This window comes from Synechococcus sp. RC10A2, from assembly GCF_047502605.1.
Genome location: NZ_JANSHP010000045.1, coordinates 1 through 12,639 on the forward strand (window position 1 = coordinate 1; position 12,639 = coordinate 12,639).

General features: G+C 60.2%; 11 protein-coding genes and 1 tRNA gene. 3 read left to right on the forward strand and 9 right to left on the reverse strand.

Going from position 1 to position 12,639, the window contains the following annotated elements:
• Positions 1 to 66 precede the first annotated feature (66 nt).
• Both NW848_RS06335 and NW848_RS06340 read left to right on the forward strand, forming a co-directional pair.
• Positions 67 to 957: a lysostaphin resistance A-like protein gene (locus tag NW848_RS06335; RefSeq protein WP_414389892.1), complete on the forward strand. Its 891-nt coding sequence runs from the start codon at positions 67 to 69 to the stop codon at positions 955 to 957.
• Positions 958 to 1,606: 649 nt separating this feature from the next.
• Positions 1,607 to 3,739 carry a caspase family protein gene (locus tag NW848_RS06340; RefSeq protein WP_011429560.1) on the forward strand — a complete coding sequence of 711 codons (2,133 nt, stop codon included), beginning with the start codon at positions 1,607 to 1,609 and terminating at the stop codon, positions 3,737 to 3,739.
• Here the strand turns inward: NW848_RS06340 and NW848_RS06345 are convergent.
• Together NW848_RS06345 and NW848_RS06350 are read right to left on the reverse strand one after the other, a co-directional pair.
• Entirely contained in the window at positions 3,736 to 4,407 is a 672-nt protein-coding gene (locus tag NW848_RS06345) for a DUF1614 domain-containing protein (protein WP_414508400.1), read from the reverse strand. The two genes, NW848_RS06340 and NW848_RS06345, sit on opposite strands and share 4 nt — an antisense overlap.
• Positions 4,408 to 4,776: 369 nt before the next feature.
• Positions 4,777 to 6,171 carry a malic enzyme-like NAD(P)-binding protein gene (locus NW848_RS06350; RefSeq protein WP_011429558.1) on the reverse strand — a complete coding sequence of 465 codons (1,395 nt, stop codon included), beginning with the start codon at positions 6,169 to 6,171 and terminating at the stop codon, positions 4,777 to 4,779.
• Between the two features lie 162 nt (positions 6,172 to 6,333).
• Between NW848_RS06350 and NW848_RS06355 the strand changes: the two genes are divergently transcribed.
• Positions 6,334 to 6,933 (forward strand): chromophore lyase CpcT/CpeT, encoded by a 600-nt coding sequence (locus tag NW848_RS06355; RefSeq protein WP_071813501.1) that lies wholly within the window; start codon positions 6,334 to 6,336, stop codon positions 6,931 to 6,933.
• Positions 6,934 to 6,966: 33 nt separating this feature from the next.
• Here the strand turns inward: NW848_RS06355 and NW848_RS06360 are convergent, their stop codons facing one another.
• The 7 genes from NW848_RS06360 to NW848_RS06390 form a co-directional block, all read right to left on the reverse strand.
• Positions 6,967 to 7,284 (reverse strand): hypothetical protein, encoded by a 318-nt coding sequence (locus NW848_RS06360; protein WP_414510847.1) that lies wholly within the window; start codon positions 7,282 to 7,284, stop codon positions 6,967 to 6,969.
• 224 nt (positions 7,285 to 7,508) lie between these two features.
• Positions 7,509 to 8,120 carry an ATP-dependent Clp protease proteolytic subunit gene (locus tag NW848_RS06365; protein ID WP_011429555.1) on the reverse strand — a complete coding sequence of 204 codons (612 nt, stop codon included), beginning with the start codon at positions 8,118 to 8,120 and terminating at the stop codon, positions 7,509 to 7,511.
• 27 nt (positions 8,121 to 8,147) lie between these two features.
• Positions 8,148 to 8,729 (reverse strand): Uma2 family endonuclease, encoded by a 582-nt coding sequence (locus tag NW848_RS06370; RefSeq protein WP_011429554.1) that lies wholly within the window; start codon positions 8,727 to 8,729, stop codon positions 8,148 to 8,150.
• Between the two features lie 17 nt (positions 8,730 to 8,746).
• Positions 8,747 to 9,379, reverse strand: coding sequence for an ATP-dependent Clp protease proteolytic subunit (locus tag NW848_RS06375; protein WP_011429553.1), 633 nt, complete (start codon positions 9,377 to 9,379; stop codon positions 8,747 to 8,749).
• 148 nt (positions 9,380 to 9,527) lie between these two features.
• On the reverse strand, positions 9,528 to 12,002 hold the full coding sequence (locus NW848_RS06380) for an ATP-dependent Clp protease ATP-binding subunit (RefSeq protein WP_011429552.1): 2,475 nt from the start codon (positions 12,000 to 12,002) through the stop codon (positions 9,528 to 9,530).
• A 119-nt stretch (positions 12,003 to 12,121) separates the two neighbouring features.
• Positions 12,122 to 12,195 (reverse strand) — tRNA-Arg (locus tag NW848_RS06385).
• A gap of 150 nt (positions 12,196 to 12,345) precedes the next feature.
• The coding region (locus NW848_RS06390; RefSeq protein WP_414508399.1) for a tocopherol cyclase family protein at positions 12,346 to 12,639 on the reverse strand (294 nt) is incomplete at its 5' end.

Below are 12,639 nucleotides of genomic sequence, written 5' to 3' on the forward strand. Positions count from 1 at the left end.
TTCTCTCCTTCCTCTTGAATACCTGTACCCTATTTTAAATTAAAAGGCTGTACCTCTTACTTTTTTATGTCCAGATCCCCCGCCTTGCCGCCTGCCGAGCCGGGTTCAGCCGGATTTTCAGCGCTGAAGGCCCGCTATCTGCTGCTGGCTTTCCTGTCGATCAACGGGGGGGTGGGTCTGGGGGTTGTCGCTTTGGCCAGGCTGTTGCCTCTGCCCTCGGACGATCCGGTGCTGGCCTACGTTGTCTATTGCGTCACGTTTGTGCTCACTTGTATCTGGAGCTGGCAGCGCGGGCGACGAGCCCATTTGCAGATGAGGCGGCTGTGGGGCAACTGGCGAGCTGCGATTCCCTGGGGATCCCTGCTGCGGGTAGTGCCGGCTTTGGTTGTGCTCTCCATGGGCACCACTTTGCTGATGCTCTACTGGGTGTCGCTGTCTTTCCCGGAGCTGGCGGAGTCGATGCTGGACTCCCTGGGGGAAGAGGAGGGGGAGACAGCCTGGCCGCAGGTGTACCAGGGGTTGCGCTGGCTCTCGATTGCAGTGGTGGCCCCCATAACGGAGGAATGGCTGTTTCGCGGCATTTTGCTCCACCGCTGGAGCCTCAAGTGGGGGCTTGACAGAGGCCTGCTGGCTTCTTCCGTGGTCTTTGGCCTACTGCACCCTAACCCACTTGGGCTGACGGTGTTTGGCCTGGTGATGGGGCTGCTCTACCTGAAAGCACGCTCCTTGAGCTTACCCATCCTGGCCCATGCTTTGAACAATATCCTGGCTCTAGCGCTGGGATCCCTGGGAGGAGGGGTAGTGGAACAGGTGGATCCCATCGGGAGCTTTCACCTCTACTACAGCCTGTGCTGTCTAGTTTTGGCTGGGTTCATCGTGATCCCTTTCCTCCGCTGCCATTGGCCGGAACGGGGGGCTCACTTGCCCTATTTTGTAAATTGCCCGCACTCATGCTGACACATAGAGTGCAGGCTTTGGGTAGCCCTGCAGTTGGCAAGCCAACCAAGGGCCCCCCACACCCCCCGTGTACGGGGGGCAGGCCGGCTTACAGCAGCCCCCAAAACCGCAATCACATTGGCACCGTTAAAATCTGCCTCCCCTTCCCAGCCCCAGGCCGGGTTCACACAACGAAAACGCTTCCCTTCCTGCTGGCCAAGCCATAAACATCGGTGGCCGGTTTGCAAACTGTCGGCAGGCGGCACCACCACAACCTTGACCCCGGCCCCACCGCCTTGGAGTGCAGAAACTGCCTCAGTTGAGAAAACGCCCAACTGTTCGACCGCCAACGCTCTGTTTTGCTGCGCGGCTGTTGATTGACACGCTCCCGTATCCCCCGTGTACAGGAGGAAAAGGGCGGGCCTCCTGCCGTTTCTAGCTGAACTCCTAAGCGGCCTTGGCGTCGGTATCCCCAGACGGAAAGGACTTGAGGCGGGATCCCGCCAAGAATGTAAACGAAACGCCAAAAACTGTCACCCGATCCCTCGAAAAAGCTGGAGGGGTGGGGATATCCTGAAATAGGCAGCAACAGATCCGGTGCAGAGTTGAGCTGTGGCTCGTTCGCCAACAGGGTGGCTGTTACGCCAGCGAGGCAGCCCACAGGGTTGACATGGAAAGGCGGTCTTTTCTACAAAAGTTACTCCTGGTTGCTGCCGGCCTTGGTCTCTCTCCCGGCTGGTTGGTGGGTCAGGCTGAGCGCTACGGGCAAGCTTTGGCGGCCAGCTCCCGCAAGTTGGCTCTCTTGATAGGCATTAACCGCTACCCCGGCGAGGGATCCCCGTTACAGGGGTGTGTCACGGATGTGGAGCTGCAGCGGGAGCTGCTGCGGTATCGCTTTGGCTTTGACCCGGCAGACATTCTCATCCTCACCGATGGAGCTGCCACTTCAAGCGCGATCCAGTCAGCCTTTGCCGAGCACTTGGGAAGTGCAAGTCAGACGGCTGAAACGGTAGTGGTGCAGTTTAGCGGCTACGGCCAATGGCGGGCGGGATCTTCGCCCGAGCGCTGGCAGCCGGCGCTGCTGTTGGCTGGCCCTGAAGAAGCGGCGGCTATGGGTCTGGAGCGCTTTTTCCAGCTTGTGCAAAGCTTGGGCACAGCCCAGCTCACGACCGTACTCGATTGTGGCTTTACCTATGTTGCACCCGCAGTACGGGGCAACTTGCAACTGCGCTCCCGCCCGCCGAAAGTCCCCAAGGAAGTAGCCTCTACCTCCCCAGAGGCGGTGGCTCCCGGTCGCCTGCCTTCTGGTGAAGTGCAGCAGATTTGGCCCTCTCCGCCCAAGGGGTTGTTAATTGCCGCCACCACCCCCCAAGATTTGGCGGCAGAAGCCGCTTGGCCGGGATTTCATGCAGGGATACTCACCTACCTGTTGACGCAGTACCTGTGGGAGACCACACCTGCCACCCGCCTGCTGATAGCCTTCAACCAAGTGGCCGGTCAGCGGGAGCTGGGCCTGTTTGCTTGTCAGCGCCCCATCCTGGAGGGCAAAGAAACGGCTCGGCGCATCCCGCCCTACTTCCTCACCCCCCCTCAGGTGGGAGTCAGCGGCGCCATCCAGGAAGTGAAGGGGAATCGGGCCCAGGTGTGGCTGGGTGGGATCCCACCGGCGGCACTCTGCGGCTTGCAGCCAGGTACTCTTTTGGTTCCCATTGCTGCCGAGCCTTCCACCGCCTCGCCGGTGCCGCTGCTGATTCGTTCTCGCAGCGGCCTGTTGGCACAGGTGCAGCCGGCCAACGGGGAAGGTCAATTTCCCCCCGTGGGCACGCTGGTGCGGGAGCAGTTGCGCAGCCTCTCCAGCAGCCTCAAGCTTTTGGTGGGTCTGGAAGACAACTTAGGCCGCGTTGAAAAAGTAGATCTGACCAACGCCATCGCCGGCTACAGCTGGATGGAGACGGCCAACCCGCGCGAGCGCCAGGTGGATTGCCTGCTGGGCCGCATCACCCCCGAAATGGCCGCCGCCTTTCAATTGGACGCTCTGCCCAAACCCCTGGAAGTCAACAGCTACAGCCTCTTTTGGCCGGGGCGAGAATTGCTGCTCAATTCCTGCGGGCCGGCTGGGGAAGCTGCCGCTACGGCAGTGCAGCGGCTGGTGCCCCGTCTGGCCCATCTGCTGGCGGCCAAGCGCCTGCGGGCTACCCTCAACGCGGCAATCTCGCCGCTGGCGGTGGTGGGGGAATTGTCCACCAAGGGCAAACCCTTGCGGGGGTCACGGCTTGCCCAAGGGGCCGCTGCTCCTGGCGAGCCAGGCATGCCACGCTTTATGCGCGGGGATCCCCTCTATCTCACTCTGCGCAACGAGGGCGAGCAGGATCTGTTCGGGTACCTGTTGATGGTCGATTCCAGCGGGCAACTGCACCTGCTGGCCCCCATGCCCCAGGAGGACTTTGCCCTGCCGCTGCGCCTGGAGGCCAAGAGCAGCCTGACTTTGCCACCTCTGCCTGAGATGGCTGGCAATTCGCGCTCTGCCGTCAATCCCGATCTGCTCACCTGCCATGCCCAGGGGCTGACCGAGCTGCTGTTTGTGGCCAGCACTCGCCCCTTGTCGGCCAGCTTGGAAGCCCTCAAAACCATGGCCCGCAAGCTGGGGGTAGCCCGTTCGCCGCTGTTGCTCAATGGGCCGCTGGAATGGACGCAAATTCTCCTCGAGGAGTTGACCCAGCGTGCCCCCGAAGGGGATCCCGACTTGCGCTGGCTGGATCCCGGCCAGGCTGTTACCCTTTCCCTCACCTATTTGCTGGTTTAGCTCAGCAACAGGGCAAACAGGCCACAGAGAGCAATGCCATCGAAAACCCCGGCCCCGCCAATGCTGAGAATGCCCGAGCAATTGCGCCGCAGCACCTCCGGCAAGTGCAGCAGATCCGCTCCGATCACCGTGCCCAAAACCCCGCCAGCAAAGGCCACCGCCGGCGCCTGATCTCCAGCCCAGAACATGGCGGCCAAGGCTGCTGTAGCTGGGGCAATTAGAGGATTCATCTGAATGCCGATCCCGGGCACCACGTGGGAAGCATAGTAGCTGACCAAGGTTACCAGCGCCGTTACCGCCAGGATCAGCACGCTATCGGCCCGCCCAAATTGGTATACGGCCAAGAGCACCGGGATCAGCCCCCCGCCCACGTTTAAGGCAATCACCGTCTCCTGGGAAAGCTTGGTCAAAGGGATCCCCCAAAACTGCCGCATCCACAAGCTAGCTAGGTCTTCTACCAGCGTCACCTCGCATTTCACTCGATAGAGGGGAATATTGACCGAGCTGCCCACCAGGATGGCCAGCAGCAGTAACAGCGCTCCCTCCCGCGAGAACCCCAGCTTTCCCACCGCCAGCGCCACCACATCCACTGCCAGCCCCAGCCAGAGGAAAGGCAGCAGCAACACCAGCATGAAAAACAACAGCAGCGAGACCGGCAGGTAGAACATGGCAGGGATCCCAAACTTTCCTCCAGCCTATCAGGACTTAGTCCGGCTTCCTCGACTCTAGGTAGAGAGGATCCCCGATCTTGTAACAAAAATAACAAGCAAGTCTCCGGTTAACTCTGTCAGAGCCCAAAGATCTTATTGCAAATATCTTGAGCAACTTTGCAACCGGCGCGCCGATTGCTGGGAGTTGTGGATAGAGCAATTTGATAGTGCGGATCTCCGCAAAAGCAAATCGTAAACTACCCGGCTCCGACCGCCCCCCTTCCCCCCCAACCCCCCGTATACGGGGGGCAGGGGGGCGGGGGGATTGAGGGGGGTACAGTGCGGGGCTCCTGCTGCCTTCCACCCGCTTTTGGCCAGGGGGAACCCTCAAGGGATCCCGGCCACTCCTGTTTGGCGGGCAGCTTGGATCACGGCGGCAGCCACCTGAGGAACTACCCGCCCATCGAAGACCGAGGGAATGATCCACTGGGGATCCAAATCTTCCGGTGGGATCAAATTGGCAATGGCCTGGGCGGCAGCCAGGCACATCTCAGTGTTGATCTGCTTGGCGCGGCAATCGAGAGCGCCGCGGAACACCCCTGGGAAGGCCAGCACATTGTTGATCTGGTTGGGGTAGTCGCTGCGCCCGGTGGCCATCACGGCGACTCGATCTGCCACCAGCTCGGGCTGGATCTCTGGCACCGGGTTGGCCAAGGCAAAGACAATGGGATCCGGCGCCATTTTCTCCACCATCTCTGGTGTCAAAGCATTGGCCACGCTCACCCCGATGAACACATCTGCTCCCACCAAAGCCTCTGCCAGGGATCCGCTCTCCTCAACGGCAACGGCAGCTTTCTCGGGGGTGAGGTCGGCGCGGGAGCGGCTGAGGATCCCTTGGCGGTCGCAGACCAGGATATGTCTGGCCCCGGCCCGTCGCAGCAGTTGAGTTACCGCAATACCGGCTGCTCCTGCCCCGTTGAGGACAATGCGCACCTCCTCTAGGCTTTTTTTAACCACCTTCAAGGCATTCAACAACGCTGCCAGCACCACAATGGCGGTGCCATGCTGATCGTCGTGGAACACCGGCAGGTTGAGACGGGCCTTGAGCTGCAACTCGATGGCAAAGCAGCGGGGGGCGCTGATGTCCTCCAGGTTGAAGCCGCCAAACCCCGGCGCCAGGCGCACCACCGTCTCCACAATTTCCCCCACCTCCTGGGTGGCCAGGCAGAGCGGGAAAGCATCGATATCAGCAAAGCGTTTGAACAGGGCTGCTTTTCCCTCCATCACTGGCAGAGCCGCCTCCGGGCCGATATTCCCCAGGCCCAGCACGGCGCTGCCATCGGTTACGATGCCAACGCAATTGCCCTTGATGGTGTATTCATACACAGCGCTGGGATCGGCGGCAATTTCCAGCGCCACCCGACCCACGCCCGGGGTATAGGCCATGGCCAGATCGGCGGCGCTCTCCAGGCGGCTTTTGGCCACCACCTGTAGCTTTCCCCCCCGGTGCAGCTCAAAGGTGCGATCCACCACCCGCTCCACTTTTACGTTGGGCAAAGAGGCAACAGCGGCGCGAATTTGCTCGGCATGCTCGCTGCTAACGGCATCCACGCAGATTTCCCGCACCGTTTCGGCTGCCGATTGGTGGATGAGGTCGATCTGGCTGAGGCTGCCTCCCACCTCGGCAATAGCTTGGGTAACACGGGCCAGCGCTCCTGGCTGGTTGGGCAGGCGCAGACGTAGAGCAATGCTGTAGCTGGAGCTGGGGGTGAGTTTTGTCATAGCTTTCTATAGTAGAAGAAAAATTGCCTTCAGCAGAGCAAGCTCCTCAACACTGAGCCCTCCGGTTCGGCACCCAACCTTCTCCCTCCGGAAGCAGGGTTGGGGGTGAGAATAACCCTAGGATCGAGAAATCCCGAAGACAGGCGATCCTCCTTCTTGCATATGACAGCTTCTGCTGCGGCAACTTCCGATTCCGACCTCAATACTTTTGCCGATTGGCTGGAAGGTTACTACAGCAACCGCGCCCAAGCCATGGCAGAACCGGTGTGGTTTGTACCGGTGAGCCTTTGGTACGTGCGCCTTCCCCACCTGTTTTCAGAAGGAATCGGCTTTTTTACCGAGCAATTTAACGAGCACACGCCGGGCCGGTTTTACCGCAGCCGGGTGCTGCAGGTATTGGCGGATCCCTTGCGGATCGAGAACTATAAGTTGCGGGATCAAGCGGCTTGGGCAGGTGCCTCTCAGGATCTGCAGCGCTTGGCGCAGCTTTCTCTGTCTGACTTGCAGCATTTGCCCGGTTGTCGCATCCTCGTAGAAAAGCGCGCAGACTGCTACCACGGCCAGATGCTGCCGGGCGGTGGCTGCCGCCTCAACCCCGGCGACAGCACCTACATCCACATCGAGTTTGACCTCACAGCCCAGGAATTCATCACCTGGGATCGCGGCTTCGACGCCACCACCGGCCAACAAACTTGGGGATCCCGCGCCGGCCCTTACCGCTACCAGAAAAGGATCCCTGTGGTATTTCCCCCTCGCCCCTAAGGGTTCGGAAAACTGTTGGGCTAGCTAGGAGGGCTATGGGAACAAAAAAGGAAACAGGTCGCGGAAACCCCTGCGCAGCTTGAGCAAAAAGATCAGCCGCTCCACCTCTGGAGAAACAGATCCGGTTTCGGGCCGGGCTGCCAGGGCTGCCTGGAGTTGCAGAGCTTCGCCAGCGGTGAGGGGCTGATTATCGACCGGAGAGCGAGCCTGCAAATCTGGCTGCGCCCGCAGCACCTCCTCAGGGATTTCAGAAGCCGGGGGCAAAGCCAAGGCCTGATTCGGCGGATACAGCAGGAACACCAGCAGACTGGCCCATCCACTGCTCCTTTTGACCCAATGCTTTCGGTTCACCGGATGCAAATCTCTCGGTCCACTCCGCCTTATCCTAGCTACCCCAGGGATCCTCAGCCCCTCTCCCGGCACCCTAGAACCAGTACCGTATAAGCCGGGGAACATCACACCTGCCGGAATCCAGGCCCGTCAAACGGTCAAACCACAGCGAGCCAGTCCTCAGCTCCCTAATCTTACTCGGGATCTTGCCCAGGCCGTCTTTTTGCAGCGAGCCAAAATCCCCCTTAGCCGGCCATTGCTTCCGAGCGCTCTTGGATCACTCGGTCTACAATGCCGTAGGCTTGGGCTTCCGTAGCCGAGAGGTAGAAATCCCGCTCCACATCCCGCTCGATTTTCTCCAGCGGCTGGCCAGTCATTTGCGCCAAGAGCTCATTCATACGCCGCTTGACCCGCAAAGTTTCGCGGGCGCGAATTTCGATATCGCTGGCCTGACCTTGGATCATCCCCAGGGAAGGCTGGTGCAGCATGATGCGGGAGTGGGGCAGGGCAAAGCGTTTTCCCTTGGTGCCGGCAGCCAGCAAGAAGGCCCCCATCGAGGCTGCTTGGCCCACGCAAACGGTAACAATGTCGGGCTTGACGTGGTTCATGGTGTCGTAAATGGCCATGCCCGCCGTTACAGAGCCACCAGGAGAGTTGATGTACATCACAATATCCTTTTGCGGATCCTGGGAGTTGAGGTAGAGCATCACCCCCACGATGGTATTGGCCAGGTTGTCGTCGATGGGCTCGCCGATAAACAAGATCCGCTCTTGGTACAGGCGGTCGTCGAGGCTGATCCACTGGCTGTAGGGCTCACCGGGCAGACGGTAGGGAACGCGAGGCACTCCAATCGGCATAAGTTTCTCCTGGCAAAGTACAGAACACTACACAGAACGATGCGCTTGCAAGAGGTCTTGCGCGCTCAAATCTAGCTGGGGCAAAACCGAGGAAACAATGCGTTCAGGGCCGGTTTTAACCTCGTCTTCGTATTCCCCGCCAACCCAGCGCGACACCGACTGCTTGGCGGGATCCACAATCCAGTATTCCAGGATCCCACGGGCAGCATAGTCTTTGCGCTTGTCTTGATAATCACGTTTTTCATTGTCTATTCCAGGAGAAACCACTTCCACCACCAGCAGCGGCGGGGGCATGGGCAGCCGAAGGGTTCCGCGACCGTTCCCCAGCAAGCTCACATGGTCAGGATGTAAAACCATCACATCTGGGTTGCGAAACCGAGCCTTGGCTGCGGGCACTTCGACCTCAACTTGGCCCAAGCTCAGGCGTTGGACGGGCAAAAACTTGAGCAATTCCGCAATCAGAAACAGCTCAATGAGGGTGTTAATGCGCTCCTCAGTTGGCACTTCCCGAATATACCCGTCTTCAAGTTCAAGCCGTCCTTCATAAGGCCAGCTTTTGAGGCGTAGGTACTCCTCCGCCGTTAAAGGCTGTACAGGGACCTGAACCATCGACGGATCCCTCTGCTTCAGCTTTTGGCTGTTGCCAACTTCGGCAGGGCTTTGGAGCTGGTCAACACCTGATCGATAAGACCGTAGGCTTTGGCCTCTTCCGGAGTCATGAAAAACAGCCGCTCCGTATCCTTCTTGATGCGCTCTATGGGCTGGCCCGTGCTGCGAGATAATTCCTCCAGCATCATGTTGCGCAAGGTCAAGATCTCGCGGGTGCGAATTTCAATATCGCTGGCCTGTCCACGGGTGCCCCCATACGGCTGATGCAGCACGATCGTGGCATTGGGCAAACTGGCCCGGAACCCCTTGGCGCCCGCCGCCAACAGCATGGCCGCCATGCCAATGGCATTGCCAATGCAGATGGTATGCACCGGCGGCTTGATGTAGTTCATCGTATCCAGAATGGCAAAAGCTGCCGTGTCGTAGCTGTAGGTGCCCGTCGAGTTGATGTACATCTTGATCGGCTTTTCCCGATCCTCGTACTGCAAATACAGCAATTGTTCCACAATCAGCTTGGTGACGTTGGCATTCGCCTCCTCGGCCAGGGGCAGACCCAGATAGACAATGCGCTCTTGCAGCAGCAGCGAAGCCAAATCGGGAGGCGGAGTCCGAACCGGAGCGCCGCCATAGTAGTAGGTCGATTGCACCATGCCAAAGTTCTCCTACGGCCAATCCCTTGACTCTAGAGACAACTTCCTAGAACGACAGCACAGATGAAGGACAAGAGCAAGGGATCCGAGAACAGCAGCGGATCCCTTGTCTTCCTAAGAACCAGAACCTGAAGGGGAGGCGGCAGCTTTACTCCGCTCCCTGGGGCAAGAGCACCCGCTCCGGCTCCGTGACCAGCACCTTGGGCTTACGCTCCTCGTCCACATCGATGAGGACTTCTGATCCCTCTTTGACGTGGCCAGTCAAGATCTCTTCTGCCAGGATGTCTTCCAACAGGCGCTGAATAGCACGGCGCAGCGGACGTGCCCCATAGCTGGGGTTGTAGCCCTCCTCCACCAGCAGATCCTTGAAGCGATCGCTGACCGTGAGGTAAATCTTCTTCTCCTTCATGCGGTCGAACACTTCCTTGAGCAGGATGTCGGCGATCTGCTTCACTTCCTCCTTGGTCAGTTGCCGGAAGACGATGATCTCGTCCACCCGGTTGAGGAACTCGGGGCGGAAGTACTGCTTCAGCTCCTCGTGCACCAAGTTGCGGATGCGGTTGTAGTTCGCATCTTCGTCGTTGGTGTTGAACTCGAAGCCGAGGCTGCCACCACCCTTCTCGATGACCTTCGAGCCAATGTTCGAGGTCATCACGATCAGGGTGTTTTTGAAGTCCACCGTGCGGCCCTTGGCGTCGGTCAGGCGGCCGTCCTCCAGGATCTGCAGCAGCAGGTTGAACACGTCCGGGTGGGCCTTCTCGATCTCATCGAAGAGCACCACCGTGTAGGGACGGCGCCGCACCGCTTCCGTAAGCTGCCCCCCCTCGTTGTAGCCGACATATCCGGGCGGGGATCCGATCAGCTTGCTGACCGTGTGCCGCTCCATGTACTCCGACATGTCGAGGCGGATCATAGCCGACTCGGAGCCGAAGAAGTAGGCCGCCAGGGCTTTGGTCAGCTCGGTTTTGCCTACCCCTGTTGGGCCGGAGAAGATGAAGCTGGCGATGGGACGGTTGGGGTTTTTCAGCCCCACGCGAGCCCGACGAATGGCCCGCGAGATGGCCCGCACCGCCTCATCTTGGCCGATGATGCGCTGGTGCAGGGTTTCCTCCATGTGCAGCAGCTTCTCCGACTCGCTCTCGGTCAGCTTGGCCACTGGCACGCCCGTCCAGGCGCTCACCACTTGGGCGATGTCCTCTTCGGTGACCTCTGGCATCTCTTGGCGGCTGCTTTCCTCGGCTTTTTTGGCCGCCGCAATGGCGCGGATCTGCTGCTTGATCTCCATCTCCCGATCCCGCAGCTCGCCGGCCCTGTCGAAGTCTTGGGCCCGCACCGCGGCATCCTTCTCCTTAAGCACCCGCCGCAGCTCCTGATCCAGCTCCCGCGCCGCCGGCGGCAGTTGCGAGTTGATCAGGCGCACCCGCGAAGCCGCCTCGTCGATGAGGTCGATGGCCTTGTCCGGCAGGAAGCGGTCAGAGATGTATTGGTCGGCCAGCTTGGCCGCTGCCTCCAAGGCCGCGTCGGAGATCTTCAGCTTGTGGTGCTGCTCGTAGCGCTCCCGCAGGCCAAACAGGATCTCGATCGTCTCTGAAACGCTCGGCTCGCCCACCATGATGGGCTGGAAGCGACGCTCCAGGGCGGCATCCCGCTCGATGTGCTTGCGGTACTCATCCAGCGTGGTGGCGCCGATGCACTGCAGCTCGCCGCGGGCCAAAGCCGGCTTGAGGATGTTGGCGGCATCGATGGCCCCTTCGGCAGCCCCGGCTCCAATGAGGGTGTGCACCTCGTCGATGACCAGGATGATGTTGCCGGCGTTGCGGATCTCATCCATGATCTTCTTGAGGCGCTCCTCAAACTCGCCGCGGTACTTGGTGCCAGCCACCAACAGGCCGATATCCAGGCTGACCACCCGCTTGTCGGCCAAGATGTCGGGCACGTCCCCCTGCACGATGCGCTGGGCCAGACCTTCGGCGATGGCGGTCTTGCCCACGCCCGGCTCGCCGATAAGAACGGGGTTGTTCTTGGTGCGGCGGCCCAAGATCTGGATCACGCGCTCGATCTCCCGCGTCCGACCCACCACGGGATCCAGCTTGCCCTCTTGGGCCAATTGGGTGAGGTTGGAGCCGAATTCGTCCAGGGTTGGCGTCTTGGTGCGGCTGGAAGACCCACCCCCTGCCGTCACTTCGGCGGTCTCGCCCAACATGCGGATCACCTGGGTGCGCACCTTGGACAGATCCACCCCCAGGTTTTCCAGGACGCGAGCAGCTACCCCTTCCCCTTCGCGGATCAGGCCCAGGAGCAGGTGCTCAGTGCCGATGTAGTTGTGGCCGAGCTGGCGAGCTTCTTCTAAGGAGAGCTCCAGCACTCGCTTGGCGCGGGGAGTGAAAGGGATCTCGACGGCCACAAAGCCGGATCCCCGGCCAATAATTTTCTCGACTTCAATGCGGGCGTCCTTCAAGTTCACTCCCATGGACTTGAGAACTTTGGCGGCGACCCCAGTGCCCTCGCCGATTAACCCCAACAAGATTTGCTCGGTGCCAACGAAATTGTGACCCAACCGTCTGGCCTCCTCCTGGGCCAGCATGATCACCTTGATGGCTTTTTCCGTAAAGCGTTCAAACATGATCCTCGGGCTCCCTACGCCTGCATCAAGGCGGACTTGATAGGCCTAATCCTAACACAGGATTCAGGCCAACTAAGGGACGGTAAATACCCCAGACGAAAAATCATCTGGGATCGTGACGCGCCTGGAGAGATTTGAACTCCCGACACCGTGGTCCGTAGCCACGTGCTCTAGTCCACTGAGCTACAGGCGCAAGCTATCTACCTGCAAGAAAAGCGAAACAGCCACGGTTGAAGACCCGTCTCTCCTATCCAGAGATGGAAGCTTATCAATGTGGCTTAGGTATTCTAGCACAAGAGCGTTTTTTGGGAAGTCCAACGGGGGTGTAGATATCCGCCAACGTTCAACAATGCCCTGGCCAGGATCGCGGAACTTCTCCCCCCACCTCGAGGCCGGCTTGGGAGCTGCTGGCCGCAAGCACCTGCGTCCAGACCTGGCCGTTGCGCTGCCACAGCCGCACCTGCAGATGGCCGGCCAGGGTGTCGCGGCAGTTGCGCCGCATCCCTTCCGGGCCAGGGGTGAAGACGGTTTGCCCAGGCCGCTGGGTGTGACCTTCCAGTTGGATGCACCAACGGGCGTCTTCGCCGCGCACCTGCCAGGATCCCCAGGGATCCACCTGCCAGGTTAGCCGAGCTTG